We start from the raw sequence: 17,283 nt of genomic DNA on the forward strand, positions 1-17,283 counted from the left end.
AGTGCTGCAATGAGACTGAGTGAATACGTAGAGTACGATGGCACCGCTTTGGCCTCTCTCGTGCGCGCGGGCGAAGTGACGCCCTTGGAATTGACGCGGCTAGCCCGAGAGGCACACGACGAGATCAATCCGCACATCAACGCTGTGATCGAACTCTATGATGATGCTGAGACCGTTGCCGGCAGCGACGCAGGGCTCTTCAATGGCGTGCCATTCCTTCGCAAGGATATCGGGGCCACCGAAGCTGGCCGCCTCCAGGAAAAAGGAAGCCGCCTGTTCAAAGGCCATCTCCCCAACACCGATAGCTATTTTTTTTGCCGCGCCCAGGCCGCTGGCCTTCGCACCATTGGGAGAACAACAACGCCCGAGTTTGGATCTACGGTAATGACCGAATCCATTCTCAATGGCATCACCGGCAATCCGTGGAATTTGGAAGTTTCCGCGGGAGGCTCCTCCGGAGGAACAGCAGCGGCGGTGGCCGCCGGCATTACTCCAATTGCCCATGGCAGTGATGGCGGCGGGTCGATTCGCATCCCTGCTGCCTGGTGCGGCCTTGTTGGACTGAATCCATCCCGAGGACGCGTCTCCGGCGGCCCAAACAATCAGGATGCATCGAACGGTTCCAGCCGCGAGTTTGTTTTGTGTCGAACTGTACGCGACATGGCCGCTGCGCTGGACGTCTTTTCTGGTCCCCATCCCGGCGATCCATTTATCATCGTCCAGCCGAACCGTCCGTATGTGGAGGAACTCTCACAGGCCACCGGTCGTCTGCGGATCGGTGTCGCGAGAACGAGTTGGGGTGCGCTCAACCTCGATCCGGAAGTGCTGCGAGCTGTCGAGGCAACGGCAACGCTTCTCCAGGAGATGGGGCACACGGTAACAGACATGGAGCCGCCATATGAGCCTGTCGAGTACAGCAGATTGTATCTCGCCCCGACGACCGCGAGGTTGCTCGAAGCAGCGGCGCGGGCCATGGGGCGAACGATCAGCGCGGACACCTTGGAGCCAGTCACCCTCAAACGGTATGAATTTAGCCGCGATTTGTCTCTCTTCCGAGCGGTGAACATTGAAGAGGCCCTCCGGAAAATGCGCTTCTGCGTGGGCGAGGCGATCCATGCCTTCGACATTCTGCTGACGCCCACAATACCGATCGTGGCCGTGCCTCATGGCGGCATCTATTCTGCGACTAACCCGACGGTCTCTGCAGAGCAATACGCGGAAGCGGATACGGCGATCTGTCAGTACACTGGCGTATTCAATGTCACCGGACAACCTTCGGTGTCCTTACCTTTGGCACAAAGCGCCAGCGGACTCCCGATCGGTATTCAGATCGTCGGCCGCTTTGGGGACGAGGCCACACTGGTCCGAGTCGCACGCGATCTGGAGGAAGCCAGACCGTGGCGCCACTGGCGACCAAAGGTGCGAGCGGGGAACAGTTGACGATTACCTCCAGTGTTCCAACTCTGAAATTCGAGCAATCTTCCGGAATCGAAAGGCTTCGAATAGGCCGATGCACGCGGTATTAAGCGATCTAACGCAACTAATGATAGGGTTCGCCACAGTTAATCCGAAGCACGAAGGGACGCGCAGGGTAAGCCTGAGGAGGATCTTGAACCCATTCTTCAGATTACCGCGCTGCAGCAGTCGGGTTAGTAACCAATGGCTCTTAGCACTATATCAGGAAAAAAGATGTTTCCTTCTGATGCCTTGAAGGCCGTTTTCGAGCATATCGAAAGGAACCGTGCCGGGTCTGTTGAGCGTCTGATGGATTATCTCCGTCATCCAAGCATCAGTGCCGAGAATCTAGCAGGCTGTTGAAGAAGTGTCGCGCTTGGCTTTGAGGATGGCCTCATCGCCATTGTGATAGGCGAATGCGATCTCGATGGAGCCGTCGTCGAGCAGTTCGGCGGAGCCATCACCTGTGGCTTCGTCCATTTCGTCGAAGCCGGCCCACGTGAAGCAGACCGTCGAGGGGCTGTAGCTCAGATCGAGGCCGGCTTGCAGAGCGCCAAAGGCGATCTCACCACTATTGTCGGCCCTGATGGTGATCGTGGCGGGTCCGCCGAGGTTGAGATAGGCGCGATCCCACAGATCGGCCTCGACGATGCGCCAGCGGCCGATCAATTGGCAGCCAGCAGGCGCGGTCATGTCGGCGCCGCCAGCAGCTTTGGCAACCGCACCAGATTGTAGGCGGCTGCAGCGAAGATGAAGGCCCATCCGACGCGATCTCGGCCACGGTACTTCGTCTTCTGCTGACCTGCGACGACCTTTATCCAGCCGAACGCCTCTTCGATCCGTTTGCGGATGCGCTGGCTGACGGCGTAGTCGCCGTGCCGGGTCGTGCGGCGATCGATAGAGGAACGGCGCCCGTTCGTGTTTTGCGCCACGTGCGGGGTCACCTTCATCGAGCGCAGTTCGTTGATGAAGTCCTGCGCATCATAGCCCTTGTCGCCACCGAGCGTGATTGCTCGCGGCCGGTCGGCATGCGGCTCGATCATGTGCAGCGCCGCCACCCGTTCGGCATGCCCGTCAGCCGGCGTCAGGCAGGCATCGACCAGCAAACCATGGCGGTTCTCCATCAACCCATGCCCCATGAAGCTGAGCTTGGCTTCCTTGCCTTTGCCCTTGCGGTAGAGCCTCGCATCGGGATCGGTCGTCGAGGCATGCGTCTCGTTCGACCGCTTCTGGCCGTGGAAGTCCGCCTCCTCATTGCGCCCGCCGCCACCCGACGGCGGCTCATCCGGGCCGTCTTTCGGCTTGAAGCTCTTGATCGAGGCCCAAGCCTCGATCAGCGTGCCATCGACTGAGAAGTGATCCGTGGAGAGAAGCTTCTTCACCTTGGGCCGTGCCAAGACCGCGTTCAGAAACTTCGCCGCGATATCGCCTTCGAGCAGCCGGTCGCGGTTCTTCGAGAACACCGAATAGTCCCACGCCGCGTCGTCAACACCGATGCCGACGAACCAGCGGAATAGAAGATCGTATTCCAGCCGCTCCATCAGCAGACGCTCCGAACGGATCGAATAGAACGCCTGTAGCAGCATAGCCCGAAGCAACTTCTCCGGCGGGATCGATGGTCGCCCGATCGGCGAATACAGCGCCGCGAATTCTCGCTCCAGCGCCGACAGTGCCTCGTTCACGATCGCACGGATCGTCCGAAGCGGATGATCCCGCCGAACCCGCGCCTCGAGGTCCACATAGCTGAACAGTTCGCCAGTTCGATTGTCGCCACCGCGCACGATTCAGTCTCCGAGTTCCTTCGGTGACAGTGAATCACGATCCCAATCCGGCCGCGAGAGCCTTTTTCAACAGCCTGCTAGGTATCGACGAAGTGGGCGCCTTTCTCGTCGAAATGCTTCGTAATATCGGGCTTGAAACTAGCCTCGTGTCGACGGCCGGGCATCCCATGGTTGTGGCGCGGTGGGAAAAGGCACCGGGTAAGGTCACGGTACTGCTCTACGGGCACTATGACGTCCAGCCGCCTGACCCGATAGACAAATGGCTCACGCCACCGTTTGAACCAACACTGCGCGACGGTCGGATTTTTGCCCGTGGTGTAGGCGACAACAAGGGCCAGCATTTCGCACAGATCCTGGCAATTGAATCTCATCTAACGACGCATGGCTCGTTACCGTGCAACGTTATCTTGTTGTTGGAAGGCGAAGAGGAGATCGGCAGTCCGCACATTGCCGATTTCGTGCGCGCCAACACGGATGCCCTCAAAGCTGATCTTGCCGTCACGGCCGATGGTCCTCGTCATGCGAGCGGTGCACCTGTGATCAAGTTTGGCTCGCGCGGCGTTGTCTCGTTTGAGCTGCGTTGTCGCCATGCCTGTCGCGATCTGCACTCGGGTAACTTCGGTGGTGTTGTGCCCAATCCGATCTGGACGTTGGTGCACCTTCTCGGCACCCTGAAGAATGCCGACGGTGAAATCTCCATTGATGGTTTCCACGAGGACATCGAACCACCATCACGCGAGGAACTTGCTGCGGTCGAGCGCCTACCGCTCGATCTCGAGGCTGTCATGCGGAGCCTGGATATTTCGGGATTTGATGCACCGGACGAAAGGCCGTTCTACGAGCGTCTCTGCTTCCAGCCGACTCTAACGATCAATGGATTCCATGGCGGCTATGGCGGACCTGGTAGCAAGACCGTCCTGCCCAGCGAAGCTTTCGTGAAATGTGACGTACGGCTCGTGGAAGCGCAGGACCCTCAAGACATCCTTCGCAAGATAGCCGCCCATGTGGAGAAATTCGCGCCCGATGTGGAGTTCATTGCGCTAGAGAGCATGTGCCCGTCAAAAACACCTATCGCTTCCTGCTTCACCGCGCCGTGCTTTCGTGGCGGCGCAAGGCGAGGAACCTCTGCTGGTCCCCGCCGGCTTCGGCAGCCTTCCTAGTTACGTCTTCAGCAAGATCCTCGGCATTCCTCATTTCGAAACTCCATACGCCAACCATGACGAGGCAAATCACGCGCCGAATGAAAATCTAGAACTCAGCTGCTTTTACAGCGGGATTCGGACAGGCGCTGCGTTATTGTACGAGCTTGGCCTGTTGCAAATTCCTGAACGCGATCTCGGTCAAGTGGTTCGCCAGAGGTCAGATGGCGAATTAATCAGGTCCGAGAGCCGGCGGTAGTTTCAACTAACGGGATGGTACAGCGGATGCCAAAGGTCAACGCTAGGCGCTTGCTCTCGGAGCTCAGACGTTTCGCGCAATTTGGCGCATATAGGACAGGGGTCCACCGCCCCACTTATACTAAGGAGGACATGGGCGGTCGCCGCTGGCTTGCGCAGCAATACGAAGCCGTAGGCCTTCAGGCGCATATCGACGGGGTCGGTAATGTGTTCGGCATGCCGCGTTCAGAGCGGCGATCGCTGTTGATCGGATCGCACGCAGAATCTCAGAATTATGCCGGATGGCTGGACGGAGCGCTCGGCGTAATCTACGGGCTCGAGATTGCCCGCATCTTTGCGGAAACGCCGGACTGCGCCGGTTTTGCCATTGCCCCGGTCGCCTGGGCGGATGAAGAAGGTCACTACGTGTCGATGCTCGGGAGTCGTTCATTCGTCGGTGATATCGATGAGGCGGAGATGGACCGTGCGGTGAATGTCGACCACGGGCTGGCGCTGAGGGACGCGCTCCGTGCGGCCGGTCTAGCCGGCATTCCCCGATCGCTGGTGGAGCCGGAACGCCACCTAGGTTACCTAGAAAGCACACATAGAGCAAGGCGACGCGCTGGAAGCCTCGAGTAAGCGGATCGGTGTCGTTACCAGTATCGTCGGGATATGGCAGTACTCAATCGTGTTTCACGGCGTTCAAAATCACGCCGGCACGACGCGCATAGCTATCCGAAAAGACGCCGGCGTCGCTGCAGCTACGCTGGCCATGGCCATTGCCGAGCGCTTTCCGGATGTGGCCGGTCCGCGTTCCGTCTGGACCACGGGCCGCATTACCCTAGAGCCGGGCGCGCTCAGCATAATTCCGGGCAGAGCAGAGATGCTGTTCCAGTTCCGAGATTCAGAGATGCCGGTGCTTGAGCGCCTCGATGCGGTGCTAAGGGACTTGGTTGAAGAGACCGCGAATAAAAGTAAGCGGTGCGCCCAGGCACCTTTCCCGAGATCGTCTGGTGGTGCATCTATGTAGTTCAGCCGTTGGTCGGCGCGCCGCCGGCGATCACTCCGGATCGTCATAACGGGTGACGTGGTGGAGTTCGCGGAGGGCGGGGATGACGAGGGCGATGTCTTTGTAGGCCTCGTGTTCGATGAAATGCGCGGTCTCGGGCCCCGGTCGGGGCTTTCCGAGGACGGGCCTGCCCTTTTTGTCGACGCAGTAGATCAGGATTGGCAGCAGCAGGCCGTGGTTGGGGTTGTCGAGGTCGAGCAGCCGTTTCCAGCGTTTGATGTTGAGATTCATGGCCGCGTAGAACCCTTGGCACCACGGCCGGGGGTCGATGCCGCCGCTGGGCTTGGTGGCGAATCGGGGCGCATAATCCTGCGGTCTGTCGAACAGCGTCTCGTTGAGCCGGTTGTGGATCCTGGCGAGGCTGGCAAACACGGCATGATCGGTTGCAGAGCCTTTGGCCAGGACGTCGCGCGGCAACCCCATGAGCGGGCACATCCAGTCTTGCGGGTCCGCTAACCGGGGTCCGGTGACCGCCGCCGTTACGAAGCCATCCAGCGCCGACATGGTCCGCACCAACGGACGGGGGGCGGTCTTGGTGGCCATCCAGGCCTCGAGCGCCTCGTCCGACAGCGCCATGTCATCGATCGCGCTCATGCCGCCAAGGAGAGCGGCATCTCTTCGCGGCGCACCCAATTCCATATGTGGACGGCTCCCACTTGCAAGTGTTTTTTACAGATATTTTTGATCGGATCGCTTGCTTCCATATGTGCGGCCTTTGTGTGTGGTCGCACATGACCACTGGCCAAGATGGTTTCCGCAACGCATGTTCCTAACACGGCAACGACCTTGAAAGGCCAATGGAACTGACGGAGTATCACGCGTCTTGGATCGATCGATCCACCATCTGCTTTTCTCTTGCAAGTTCACAGCATCAGCTCAACACGGTAGCATTCTATTCTGCTCACCGTGATGGCCAATTCCTATGTTGCTTGCGTTTGCTCCTCTGTCCGCCGATACGCCTCGCCGCTCACCATGAGCTTCCAGGCGACACGGGCGATCTTGTTGGCGAGCGCCACCGCAACCAGCTTTGGTTTCTTCCGTTGCAGTAGTTCGGTGAGCCATCGGGAAGCATGCCTGCTTCGACCTGCTCTGACGTGCTGAAGAAGAGCAGTCGCGCCAACCACCAATATGCTCCTCAGCATTTCGTCGCCAGCACGTGTGATCACCCCCAGTCTGACCTTGCCTGCGGTCGAATGGTCTTTGGGCGTGAGTCCTATCCAAGCGGCAAAATCGCGACCCGACTTGAACGTTCGGGGATCTGGGGTCTTCATCATCAAAAGCGATGCGCCGACCGGCCCGACACCCGGAATTTCGGCCAGGCGCCTGCTGCATTCATCGGAGCGATGCAACGCGGTCAGTTTTTCCTCGACGGCTTTCGTTTCGGTAAGCAAGTCGCGATACTCAACGCCATGCATGGCAAAAAGCTCGCGGGCCAATTCAGGCAGGGATTGATCCGCCGCAATCCGCTCCAGCAACGGTTCGATGCGGCACATGCCCTTGGCCGCGACGATGCCGAACTCCATGGCAAACCCGCGTATGGCATTGGCGAGCTGCGTTCGATTGCGAATGAGTCTCTCTCGCACACCGACCAGCATTAACGCCGCCTGCTGGTCCGCGGTCTTCACCGGCACGAAGCGCATCGTCGGTCGGCTCATCGCCTCACACAAAGCTTCCGCGTCCGCCGCGTCGTTCTTGCCGCGTTTCACATAAGGTTTCGCCAACTGAGGCGCTATCAATTTCACCTCATGACCGAACGAACTTAACAGCCTCGCCCAATGATGAGAGCCTCCACAGGCTTCGAGTGCGATAGTAGTCGGCGGCGTTTTCTCGAAGAATTTCACCATCTCCCTACGCGAAAGCTTCTTGCGAAGGACTGGTTGCTCGCCTGCGTTCACGCCATGCAATTGGAAAACGCTCTTTTCGCGGTAGGGACGCCCGTTACCGGGCGCCCCCCGCTCAGATCCCGGCGAGCCCAATTAAGGCACCGGGCTCCTACCTTGGGTGTGTGACGGCGAAGCGCACGTCGGGCCATGGATGAAGGATGCGTGGCTTCGGGAGCCAGTGTTCTGTCACTTTTGTGGTCCGGCCCCATGTGAATCCGTCCTTCTGGCTACGCCGCCGAAGCGTGCGCCTCCAGAGTTCTTCCACATGGTGCCGAAACGCGGCTAAAGCGCGCGCGTTTGTCGGCACCGCGAAGTAGGCGAAATGCCCGCTCACGATCTGCCTTAGCCATTTCCCCTGTTCGGGTATGGGCCAGTGCAGCCGACGCCACAGCTCCTCCTTTATGTTCCTGAGCTTCGTCCGCATGCGGTCGCCGCGGGTCTTCCGTTGAAGCTGGAAGCGCCCGCTGCGCGATTTGCCGCAGATGAACGTGAACCCGAGAAACATAAAGGTCTCCGGCTTCCCGAGGCCGCGCCGCTTGCGATTAGCCGCCGCGAAGCGACCAAACTCAATCAGGCGGGTCTTGTCCGGATGGAGCGACAGTTCGAACTCCTCAAGCCTCGCGTGCATCGCATCGAGGAATCGACGGGCGTCGTCCTCGCGCTCGAAGCCGACCACCAGGTCATCGGCATAGCGCACGATGACCATGTCGCCGGCGGCGTCGTGCTGTCGCCAGCGTTTCGCCCACAGATCGAGTACGTAGTGCAGGTAGATATTGCCGAGGAGCGGTGAGATCACCGAGCCTTGACCCGTCCCCTTGTCGTCTACGGTCACGACCCCGTCTTCGAGAATACCTGCCTTCAACCATTTCTGGATCAGGCGGATGATGCGCTTATCGCCGACCCGATGCTCCAGGAAGCGAACCAGCCATTTCTGACTGACCGCCCCGAAAAAGTTTTGGATGTCGGCGTCAATTATCCAGCTCACTTTCCGATGGTCGATCGCGACGCACAGCGCATCCAGCGCATCGTGCGGCCCTCTCCCCGGTCGAAACCCGTAGGAGAAGCCGCAGAAGTCGCCCCATAGATGGCGTTGAGCACCATGACGGTCGCCCCTTGGACAATCTTGTCTTCCAGAGCTGCGATTGCCAGCGGCCGCTGCTTCCCATCTGCCTTCGGTATAAACGTCCGGCGTGACGGTTGCGGGCGGTACGCTCCCCGTTGGACCCGGGCGTGCAGATCGATGAGCCGGGGCTCAAGCTCTGCCTCGTAGTCCTGCCATGTCATGCCATCCACCCCGGGGGCGGCCTTGCGCCTGAGCGCGTAGAACGCCGTCCGGAGTGCGTCGACAGTGATATGGTGGAAGAGCGCGGTGAACCTGTCCTTCTTCCTCAGCCTTGCGGCTTTCCGTACGCGATCCAGCGACTGGGACATGCGATCCCGGCCCTGTGTCCGGTGCATGCGTTGCTGTTCCGCGTTCCCCTTGGTCCCCGGCCTTCGCTCCACCAACTCCGCCACCGGTCGCCCGGCTTTGTTCGTCGGCTTCACAGCTACTATGCCGAAGTCAGACTTCTCTGGATCGTTCATCAGCGGCTACGACTCCTCGCCTTCCCACTGCGGACCATCCACCCGCAGGACGGGTTGGGTGGCCAATCCAGAGATCTCCCGGTTCCCGTACAAGGAGCTTCCGTGCATGCCAGGGTCTCAGACCACGCCGGGTCGGCTGAGCGCTCGCGTAACGCGCTCAAATCGTATTGCCTTCCGGAACGTCAACGCCGTCGGCACCCGGGATTTTGGACTTTCGCGGCTCAATGGCTGGCCTGCACGCTCCCCAACCGACGCTTCGCCGACATCCTCACGGTTGCCTGCGCACGGCTTGGGGCCGATATGGGTTGCTAGCCCTTCATCGTGGTGGACTTTCACCTCCTACTCCTTGCCAGTCTCCCGGCGCACTGACGTATCCATGCCAATTCTGATAATCTCTTCCACGGACGGTCTCCCTCGATTGAGCTTTCAACGAACTCATTCTGGCACATTGCGATGCCGTTGGGAGCCGTCCACCCCAACACGGCATCAGCTCGTCCCAGCGCGAGGCTGGCCAGTCGTTCTGGATGCGCTCGGTGACATCGGCCATGTAGGCTTCCGCATCGACGCCGCACAGCTTGCAGGTCTCGATGATGCTGAGCACGACCGCGGACCGCTCTGCCCCGGCGAAGCTGCCCGAGAAAAGCCAATTGCGCCTGCCGACCGTAAATCCACGAATGGCCCGCTCCGCGATCAGGTTGTCAGGCTCGATCTGGCCATCGTGGAGGAAGCGATTGAAGGCACGCCATCGCCTGGCGCCATAGGCGAAGGCCTTGGCGATATCGGCATGATGCGACAAGCCGTTGCCCTGGCGCATGAGCTGTCGTCGCAGCGCCCGGACCAGTGGTCGGGTCCGCCTTCGTCGTGCGGCCAATCGCTCGGCGGGCGGGAGCCCCCGTATCTCTTCCTCGATCCGGTAGATCGCCTGGATACCGGCCATCGCCGTCGTGCTGAGTTCGGTCGGCTGGCTGTCGTGAACGTCGAATATCTTGCGACGCAGATGGGCCAGGCAGGCAGCTTCTCGAATGGCGCCGCCCTTGTAGATCTGGTTATAGCCGCTGAAACCGTCGGCCTGGAGCGTGCCGGCAAATCCGGCGAGCTCGGTCATCACGCTCTCGCCAACGCGTCCCATGGTGGCGCGATACCAGGCGATCGGCGGCTCCTGCGAACCCGAGTTGCGGTCGTCGGCGACGTAAACCCAGAGCGCGCCTTTGTGCGTCTTGCCGGTGCCGGGCGCCAGGATCGGAAGCCGCGTGTCGTCGGTGTGTATCTTGGTGCGGGTACGGCCGATCTCGCGGATGCGATTGTAGATCGGATCGAGCAAGGCGGCGGCGTAGCCGGCGCTGCGCGCAAGGGTGGATCGCTCGATATCGACGCCCTTGGCGGCCATCATCTGTGCCTGACGGTAGAAGGGTAGATGATAACCCCACTTGGCCATCATGATATGGGCGAGCGCGGCATAGCTGAGCTTGCCGCGTGCAATGGCCTTGGCTGGTGCCGGCGCCTGGATGATTTTATCGCAGGTCCGGCAGCTGTACTTGGGTCGAATGGTCTCCATCGCCTGCCAGGCCTGGGCGACCAGATCGAGCATCTCCTCGCTATCTTCGCCCATGGCGCGCAGATCGCCGCCGCAGCCCGGGCAGCATGCGCAAGAGGGTTCGCGAACGATCCTCTTTCGCGGCAGGTTGGGGTTGAGCTTGCGCACCGGCAACACCCGGACCTTGTCGGTGTCGGCGACGATGGGCAGCTCGATATCGGGCAGGCCGACGGCGAAATCTGTCTCGAGATCTTCGAGTTCGAGCAGCATCTGGCCCAGCTTCTCGGACGAGCGGCCGAAGGCCTTGCGATTGAAGCGAGCGATCTGCAGCTGCAGGCGCTGGATGCGAAGTGCGGCCTCGGCGCGCTCCCTTCGCAGTTGCTCATCCCGCTCAGCGATGGTGATGTCACGGGCAGAAACGGCCGCCTCCAGAAGGGCGATCCGGGCGAGGAAATCAGCGATTGAGGGGGTCTGTTCCGACACCCAAATTAAATACGAAAGAGCCCCGTTACGGAAGCAGAATCGACACAAAATCAATAAGAAACGAGCAAAATCAGCCAGCCAAACGCGGTCGATAAATCTTGCTCGGCCGGCGCCAGTCGATCCCGTCCAGAAGCAGCGAAAGCTGCGCCTTGGTGAGCGACACGGCGACCTGATCCTTGGTGGTTGGCCAGGCGAAACAACCCTCGGAAAGCCGTTTTGTAAAAAGGCAGAACCCCTGGTCGTCATGCGCCAGAATCTTGATGATATGACCCTTGCGTCCACGGAAGCAGAAGATCGCGCCAGTGTGCGGATTGAGCGCAAGCACCTGCTGCACCATCAGCGCCAGGCTGTTGATCCCGCGGCGCATATCGGTCGCGCCGCAGCACAAGTAAATCCGGTCGGTCGGCACCACCGTGATCACTTGGTCAACTCCGCCAGGACGATGCGCAGTGCTGTCGGATCGACGATCCCGTCGATCCGCAATCGCGCGCCGCTCGGAAAGGCCACGACGATCCTGCCGGCCGGGTCCGGGCAATCGGCGACGGGGCGTTCAACCTCGGGCAGATCGCTCACGTCGATGCGCGCGAAGGTCGCCATCGCCTGATCGGCATCAGGCTCGCCGCCGGCCATCTGCTTGCGCCAGGCATAGAGCTGTGATGGGGCTACGCCGAACGCTTGCGCGACCTCGGTCACCGACGACCCCGCCGCGCTCGCCAGGTCGACCAACGCGCGCTTCTCGGCGCAACTCCACAGCCTTCGTTGCCGCGAGCGCCCAACCACTGTTGCACGGTCTTCGGCCGCCGCCGCACCACTTAACTCGGCGACCAAATCGCCCTCTGCATGTTCCAATTTCATGGCGCGAAAGCTCCATGTTCATCGGCCTATTGCAAGGTGCCTTGGTGCACCGCTTACGAATAAAACCGGCTGCAGTGCCGAGATTGAGCGGACCGAGACCGGCAAGCCCTGGCATATGGATCCCACTTTCCAGAAAGCGATAGAGAAGGCGGCCGGGCGCCATGCACCCGATGCCTACGTGAGGATGCCAAGTGGCGCCAGTCACGACGCCCAGGTTGTGGGCCGCAAATTGAGAGCCGCGATGCTTTTCGTGCCAAGCATCGGTGGCATTAGCCACCATTGGACTGAAAACACAGACGATGCCGACCTGGTGCTCGGCTGTCAGGTGCTCGCCGATGCCGCCGAGATGATCCTGTGTGACGTGAAACACCTGAACCGCGGCTAAACACTTCTAAGCAACGCATCCAAGGCTGGCAATTCTCGCTACTCGTCACGCTTATCTGAGGCGAAGCAGTTTGGGATTTCGACGATTCAATTTCTTGTTGGCGAAAAATCACGCGGGGGCGGAAGGCTGGAAGAGCGGGAAGTGCAAGAAGTACCGCCGAAACTGGATCTGGGACTCAGCGCGATTTCCGACTGACTGTCGGAAGCCTGCAGAGCCATGATCTTGAACTTGAACACGGCGCTCGGTGGCAACAGCTTGGCGAAGAAGCAGGCTACCGCATCGCGACGCAGCGTCTTTCGCACGCCGACTTTTCCGTGGCAGTCGACCCGTGAAGCTGGAACACATATTTCGCAAGATCCAGACCTATTCGAACGACCTGCATGACATCCTCCTTTGTTGCAGTTGACGTTCGAGATTTCACCTCGCCTGGAGGGCGGGGTCCATACGATTGGCCCTTCAGGCAAGTGCTTTCTTCAGACGGCTCATCACACGGGTACGGTGCGGTCATATGTCCGGCCTTTCAGCGCGGTCATTTAACCGCTGGCCTCGATGAAGTCCGCGATGCGAGTGGCTGATCATTACGGCGCGCTGTGTGCGCGGTACGCCTCCGGCGAACGACCACGTTTAGCACTCTGATGCTGCGGTAGTGGGCCGTTCCACCTCATCAAACGAAACGGCCTCCGGCAAACCCGGGGCGGTTCATCTTATACCAAGAGTCATGGAGTTTGACCGACATGAGCCCATTCTCGCATTCCGATCGATGTGATTGTTTCGGGAGCGGCGAGTAGCTTGTGCCAGGCATCGCATGCGGCGTCGATAATGGCATCGTAGCTTTCGAAGACGCGGTTTGAGAGCCAGTTCTGCCGCATGTACTGCCAGACATTCTCGACCGGGTTCAATTCGGGCGCACGCGAGGGCAGGAAGATCGGCGTGATGTTGCGCGGCATGTTGAGGTTGGCGGTGGTGTGCCATCCGGCGCGATCCATGATGAGCACGGCATGCGCGCCCTTTTCGACATGGCGGCTGATCTCGTCGATATGGAGTTGCATGGCCTCGGTGTCGGCAAATGGCAGCGCGAGAGCTGCGCCGGTGCCCCGAGCCGGGCAGATGGCGCCGAACAGATATGCGCTCTTGTATCGCTGGTCGGCTGGCTGTCGCGGCCGCGTGCCACGCCTGGCCCACTGCCTTGTGATGCCGTTCTTCTGACCTATCCTGGCTTCATCCTGGAACCAGAGTTCCACCTTCGTACGCGGCGGCAGGTCGCAAAGATGCGCCTTCAGCGTGCGCTGCCAGTTTTTTTGAACTCTTCGATGATATGGGCGTCCTGCGCCGGGTGGTGCGGCCGGGCGCTCATATGCGAGAAGCCGAGCTTGTGCAGCAGCTTCCCGACATAGCGGGTATCGTAATCGATGCCGAAACGCTCCTTGATGACGCGCTTTAGGTCGATGCGCCGCCAGCGCACGACGCCGTCGACGGCGCGATCCGGCCCCCTCTCCACGATTGCCGCCAGTTCAGCATTCTGTTCAGGCGACAGCCGGCACGGCGGGCCCGACGACCAGTGGTCGACAAGGCCATCGGGGCCGGTCGCGTTGAACCGGTGCACCCAGTCCCGCAGCGTCTGGCGGTCCATGCCGCCAATCCGCCCCGCGTCTGCCCGGCTCATGCCGTCCAGTACCGCAGCGATCGACAATAGCCGGCTGCTCTGCCGCACATCCTTCGACCCACGCGCGAGGCGGCGCAGTTCCGTCGCCGAATAGTCCGTTCGTAACTTCACCGCTGATCCCATGGCCGAATCTCCTTCGGCAACACGGAATCACGGTTGGGCGACGCTCCAAAATCACGAAAGAGTCAGCACCCGAGACCGTTGGTATTAGCTGCATCTCGCCGCCAGATGACGACGATATAGAAACTGCATTTGACGCAAGCTACTAGATGCCGTAATGGGCCGGCCTTCGCGAGCATAGCCAGGTTGGGTGGCTGTCCCTCAGAATGATGGTGTTGAAACGGAGTCCGAGCGATCGGCTCCAAACATCATGAGAGGAACAGCCATGGAACATTATGCGGGAATCGATGTCTCTCTGGAAGAGAGCAGCGTGTGCATTGTTGACGCGACCGGAACGATCATGCGCGAGGTCAAGATCGCCAGCGAGCCGGAGGCGCTGGTCCGCTATTTCGACGAACTGGAATTGTCTGTTAGTCGCATTGGGCTCGAGGCCGGGCCATTGTCGCAATGGCTGCATGCCGGGCTTGTGGCCGCCGGACGCGATGCGATTTTGCTCGAGACGCGGCACGTGAAGGCGGCGCTCTCGGCTATGACGGTGAAGACCGACCGGAAAGATGCACGCGGGATCGCCCAACTGCTGAGGATGGGATGGTACCGTCCGGTTCATGCCAAATCGGTGACTTGCAAGGATAGCCGAGCCCTTCTTGTTGGACGCAAGCTTCTGCAAGGCAAGCTTCTCGACGTCGAACTTAGCATCCGCGGGATCTTGCGCGGCTATGGGCTGAAGGTCGGAGAGGTCAGTCGTGGAAAGTTTGAGACGCGCATCCGGGAGCTGACAGCAGGCCACGTCACTTTGGAGACGGTGATTGGTGCGATGCTGGCGGCGCGGATGGCGTTGTGGTGCGAGTTCAGCAAGCTCCATCGCGAGATGCTGAAGATCGCGCGCGCTGATAAGGTCTGCCACAGATTGATGAGCACACCTGGCGTTGGGGCCTTGGTCGCCCTGACCTATCGCTCGGCGGTGGACGACCCGATGCGGTTTGGAAAATCCAGTACGGTCGGAGCCTACTTCGGGCTTACGCCCAAAAAATATCAATCCGGTGAGACCGATCGGGACGGTGGTGTCAGCAAGGTCGGCGACGCCATGGTGCGAACTGCGCTCTTTGAAGCTGCGCACGTCATGCTGACGCGGGCGATCCGCTTCTCGAGCCTGAAGCACTGGGCGCTCGACGTGGCGAAACGTCGGGGCATGAAGCGCGCCAAGGTGGCCCTTGCCCGCAAGTTGGGCGTCGTGCTCCATCGCATGTGGGTGGATGCGACCGACTTCCGCTGGAGCAAGGCCGCAGCGATGGCATAGGAGATAGAGCGTTCGGAGCGAGCCGAAACGGCAGCGCTCTCCTGAGGTCCCGTCGCCGGGACGAGGGCTTGGCAAGGTCGTGTGTAGTGCTGTGAATGCTTCGGCAAACCACGCTTCCTAGATTGACCTGTCAGCTCTGGATCTGATGGCATAGTGTGGCGGCCTTCGCGCTGACCACGGACAGAAGCATGATCCTGGCGACGAGATATCGTTCAGAGGGGACTTGACGAACGAAGGCCCATTACAGAAGCACTACTTTGGCAGTTTAGGTTTGAGGGCGTGTGCGAGCAGCTTCTGACAGTGAGGACATCTGCGGGGTGGCGACCGCGTGAAGAGGTCGAGAATGGCTTGTCTAACAGCTGGCATGCTCGGTTGTGGCGGTGGTCCGCCGACTCTTTTTTTTCCGTCCCGCTGCTTTGAGGCGGCGGGCTTGGAGAAAGGCGTAGGCGATCATGGTCATCAAGGCGTGTCGATGTAATCCAGTCCATGATCGGCCTTCAAAGTGGTCGAGGCCGAGTTCCTCCTTCAATTGCTGATGTGCCTGCTCACAGACCCACCTGGCCTTGATCGTGGCGGCGAGCATCTTGAGGCTCGCATCGGCCGGTAAGTTCGACACATAGTATTTTTGCTCGCCAGTCGACCGGCGTTCGCCGACGAGCCAGACCTCGTCGCCTGGCATGCATTGCATACGATTGTCGAGCATCCGGTGCTTATGACCATCCGCAACGCGGACACGGCGAGCCGCAAACAAACATGTCAGCCGACCTTTAGTGCCGCGCCGCCAGCTTATCTTGTGCCATCTCTCACCAGACAGCATCACCTCGGCAGAGACCGGCGGCTGGTCCGGGATGTGATATTGGCGGCGCCTGCCGGTGGTCGCGACCGGGAAGATCAGATCAACATCGGCCGGATAGACGTTTTGGCGCCGCGATAGTCCTACCGCCCACAGCAGACCGCGCTCACTCAAAGCCTGACGAAAAGAGCTGCTCGACCCGTAGCCCGCGTCGGCAAGCACACAGCCGAAACGCGCGCCGGAGGCGATGACACGATCGATCTCTTCGATGGCGATCTCCGGCTTTGTCAGAGCGACCTGTCGATCCTTCGGGACGCGCGCCCGCATCATCCGCTCGGGATCATTCGTCCAGGTGTCGGGCAGGAAGAGCCGAAGGCCCACCATCACCGGCACTTCGCGCGAGGCCAGGGTCACCGACACCAGTGACTGGCAATTGGACGTCTTGCCAAGCGACGAAGCGTATTGAGGCGCGACACCAACCGAATGTTGTCCCTTCTTCGGTAACGCTGTGTCGTCGATGACGAGAAAACCCGCCTCATCGCCGACCAGGCGATCTGCCTCCTTCAGCAGGGCGGCCTCGAGCGGAGCGCTGTCCCAAACCCCTGCCGCGACGAAATGATGAAGCTGATCGTAGCCGACCTCGCCAGTGCGCGCGGCCATCGGTTGTACGCTCTTACGGTCGCCCGGCCCGATCAGACCAGCAATGTACAGCGGACACATCCGGCGCCGAGCTGGACGCGAAAGACCCGCCAAAAACGGCCGAAGCCATTGCTCGAGATCGGTTTGCCAATCCACGTCCATTGATCGGCCCTCCATGAGCCGACCTCTCATGAATCACGCAAACTCTCTCTTGGGAATTCCAAAACGCGCCCGAAGCTAAATAACTGCCAAAGTAGTGCTTCTGTAATGGGCCTTCGTTCGTCAAGTCCCCTCTGAACGATATCTCGTCGCCAGGATCATGCTTCTGTCCGTGGTCAGCGCGAAGGCCGCCACACTATGCCATCA

Annotated in this window: 16 protein-coding genes and 1 pseudogene; 6 read left to right on the top strand and 11 right to left on the bottom strand. The window is 60.3% G+C overall.

Annotated features, from left to right (window positions below):
• Window positions 1-9 precede the first annotated feature (9 nt).
• Window positions 10-1,440 carry an amidase gene (locus ACFOJ9_RS01680; protein ID WP_378976642.1) on the top strand — a complete coding sequence of 477 codons (1,431 nt, stop codon included), beginning with the start codon at window positions 10-12 and terminating at the stop codon, window positions 1,438-1,440.
• A gap of 363 nt (window positions 1,441-1,803) precedes the next feature.
• Here ACFOJ9_RS01680 and ACFOJ9_RS01685 read toward each other — a convergent pair whose 3' ends face one another.
• A complete protein-coding gene (locus ACFOJ9_RS01685) occupies window positions 1,804-2,148 on the bottom strand; it encodes a hypothetical protein (RefSeq protein WP_378976644.1) in 345 nt (114 codons plus the stop codon).
• Window positions 2,145-3,236, bottom strand: a complete 1,092-nt coding sequence (locus ACFOJ9_RS01690; RefSeq protein WP_378976646.1) for an IS5 family transposase — start codon at window positions 3,234-3,236, stop codon at window positions 2,145-2,147. The genes ACFOJ9_RS01685 and ACFOJ9_RS01690 overlap by 4 nt, the downstream gene beginning before the upstream one ends.
• Window positions 3,237-3,259: 23 nt before the next feature.
• On the opposite strand from ACFOJ9_RS01690, the gene ACFOJ9_RS01695 reads away from it, so the two are divergent.
• The 3 genes from ACFOJ9_RS01695 (at window position 3,260) to ACFOJ9_RS01705 (ending at window position 5,642) form a co-directional block, all read left to right on the top strand.
• Window positions 3,260-4,396 carry a M20/M25/M40 family metallo-hydrolase gene (locus ACFOJ9_RS01695; RefSeq protein WP_378976648.1) on the top strand — a complete coding sequence of 379 codons (1,137 nt, stop codon included), beginning with the start codon at window positions 3,260-3,262 and terminating at the stop codon, window positions 4,394-4,396.
• A gap of 369 nt (window positions 4,397-4,765) precedes the next feature.
• On the top strand, window positions 4,766-5,251 hold the full coding sequence (locus tag ACFOJ9_RS01700; protein ID WP_378976650.1) for a M28 family peptidase: 486 nt from the start codon (window positions 4,766-4,768) through the stop codon (window positions 5,249-5,251).
• 49 nt (window positions 5,252-5,300) lie between these two features.
• Window positions 5,301-5,642, top strand: coding sequence for a hypothetical protein (locus ACFOJ9_RS01705; RefSeq protein WP_378976652.1), 342 nt, complete (start codon window positions 5,301-5,303; stop codon window positions 5,640-5,642).
• Between the two features lie 30 nt (window positions 5,643-5,672).
• Here ACFOJ9_RS01705 and ACFOJ9_RS01710 read toward each other — a convergent pair whose 3' ends face one another.
• The 7 genes from ACFOJ9_RS01710 to tnpA all read right to left on the bottom strand — a co-directional run bounded on the left by ACFOJ9_RS01710 (window position 5,673) and on the right by tnpA (window position 12,020).
• Window positions 5,673-6,320, bottom strand: coding sequence for a UPF0149 family protein (locus ACFOJ9_RS01710; RefSeq protein ID WP_378976654.1), 648 nt, complete (start codon window positions 6,318-6,320; stop codon window positions 5,673-5,675).
• A gap of 281 nt (window positions 6,321-6,601) precedes the next feature.
• Window positions 6,602-7,657, bottom strand: coding sequence for an IS110 family transposase (locus ACFOJ9_RS01715; RefSeq protein ID WP_378976656.1), 1,056 nt, complete (start codon window positions 7,655-7,657; stop codon window positions 6,602-6,604).
• A 16-nt stretch (window positions 7,658-7,673) separates the two neighbouring features.
• Window positions 7,674-8,585, bottom strand: coding sequence for a reverse transcriptase domain-containing protein (locus ACFOJ9_RS38795; protein ID WP_449288653.1), 912 nt, complete (start codon window positions 8,583-8,585; stop codon window positions 7,674-7,676).
• Complete coding sequence (locus tag ACFOJ9_RS38800) at window positions 8,546-9,148, bottom strand: maturase (protein WP_449288642.1); 603 nt, start codon at window positions 9,146-9,148, stop codon at window positions 8,546-8,548. Before ACFOJ9_RS38800 ends, ACFOJ9_RS38795 begins: the two co-directional genes overlap by 40 nt.
• Window positions 9,149-9,464: 316 nt before the next feature.
• Entirely contained in the window at window positions 9,465-11,165 is a 1,701-nt protein-coding gene (gene tnpC, locus ACFOJ9_RS01725) for an IS66 family transposase (protein ID WP_378976658.1), read from the bottom strand.
• A gap of 70 nt (window positions 11,166-11,235) precedes the next feature.
• Window positions 11,236-11,586 (bottom strand): IS66 family insertion sequence element accessory protein TnpB, encoded by a 351-nt coding sequence (tnpB, locus tag ACFOJ9_RS01730; protein WP_378976660.1) that lies wholly within the window; start codon window positions 11,584-11,586, stop codon window positions 11,236-11,238.
• A complete protein-coding gene (gene tnpA / locus ACFOJ9_RS01735; protein ID WP_378976662.1) occupies window positions 11,583-12,020 on the bottom strand; it encodes an IS66-like element accessory protein TnpA in 438 nt (145 codons plus the stop codon). Before tnpA ends, tnpB begins: the two co-directional genes overlap by 4 nt.
• Here tnpA and ACFOJ9_RS01740 point away from each other — a divergent pair.
• Complete coding sequence (locus ACFOJ9_RS01740) at window positions 12,019-12,405, top strand: M20/M25/M40 family metallo-hydrolase (protein WP_378976664.1); 387 nt, start codon at window positions 12,019-12,021, stop codon at window positions 12,403-12,405. The genes tnpA and ACFOJ9_RS01740 overlap by 2 nt on opposite strands.
• A 716-nt stretch (window positions 12,406-13,121) precedes the next feature.
• Here ACFOJ9_RS01740 and ACFOJ9_RS01745 read toward each other — a convergent pair.
• Window positions 13,122-14,191, bottom strand: a protein-coding gene (locus ACFOJ9_RS01745) for an IS630 family transposase (protein ID WP_378921754.1) whose coding sequence is annotated in 2 segments (ribosomal slippage) — window positions 13,122-13,705 and window positions 13,705-14,191 — 1,071 coding nt in all. Because the reading frame shifts where the segments join, the coding sequence is not laid out codon by codon here.
• Window positions 14,192-14,453: 262 nt separating this feature from the next.
• On the opposite strand from ACFOJ9_RS01745, the gene ACFOJ9_RS01750 reads away from it, so the two are divergent.
• A complete protein-coding gene (locus tag ACFOJ9_RS01750) occupies window positions 14,454-15,485 on the top strand; it encodes an IS110 family transposase (RefSeq protein WP_378976624.1) in 1,032 nt (343 codons plus the stop codon).
• 352 nt (window positions 15,486-15,837) lie between these two features.
• Here ACFOJ9_RS01750 and ACFOJ9_RS01755 read toward each other — a convergent pair.
• Window positions 15,838-17,116, bottom strand: a pseudogene (locus ACFOJ9_RS01755) (IS701 family transposase).
• Window positions 17,117-17,283 lie beyond the last annotated feature (167 nt).

The organism is Mesorhizobium cantuariense, assembly GCF_042647205.1.
Lineage (GTDB): Bacteria > Pseudomonadota > Alphaproteobacteria > Rhizobiales > Rhizobiaceae > Mesorhizobium > Mesorhizobium cantuariense.

What these genes read in the sequence shown, in the direction of transcription:
- ACFOJ9_RS01680 (WP_378976642.1), top strand. Translation starts at nt 10, where the DNA reads ATGAGACTGAGTGAATACGTAGAGTACGATGGCACCGCTTTGGCCTCT.
- ACFOJ9_RS01685 (WP_378976644.1), bottom strand. Translation starts at nt 2,148, where the DNA reads ATGACCGCGCCTGCTGGCTGCCAATTGATCGGCCGCTGGCGCATCGTC.
- ACFOJ9_RS01700 (WP_378976650.1), top strand. Translation starts at nt 4,766, where the DNA reads ATGGGCGGTCGCCGCTGGCTTGCGCAGCAATACGAAGCCGTAGGCCTT.
- ACFOJ9_RS01710 (WP_378976654.1), bottom strand. Translation starts at nt 6,320, where the DNA reads ATGGAATTGGGTGCGCCGCGAAGAGATGCCGCTCTCCTTGGCGGCATG.
- ACFOJ9_RS38800 (WP_449288642.1), bottom strand. Translation starts at nt 9,148, where the DNA reads ATGAACGATCCAGAGAAGTCTGACTTCGGCATAGTAGCTGTGAAGCCG.
- ACFOJ9_RS01740 (WP_378976664.1), top strand. Translation starts at nt 12,019, where the DNA reads ATGGCGCGAAAGCTCCATGTTCATCGGCCTATTGCAAGGTGCCTTGGT.
- tnpA (WP_378976662.1), bottom strand. Translation starts at nt 12,020, where the DNA reads ATGAAATTGGAACATGCAGAGGGCGATTTGGTCGCCGAGTTAAGTGGT.
- ACFOJ9_RS01750 (WP_378976624.1), top strand. Translation starts at nt 14,454, where the DNA reads ATGGAACATTATGCGGGAATCGATGTCTCTCTGGAAGAGAGCAGCGTG.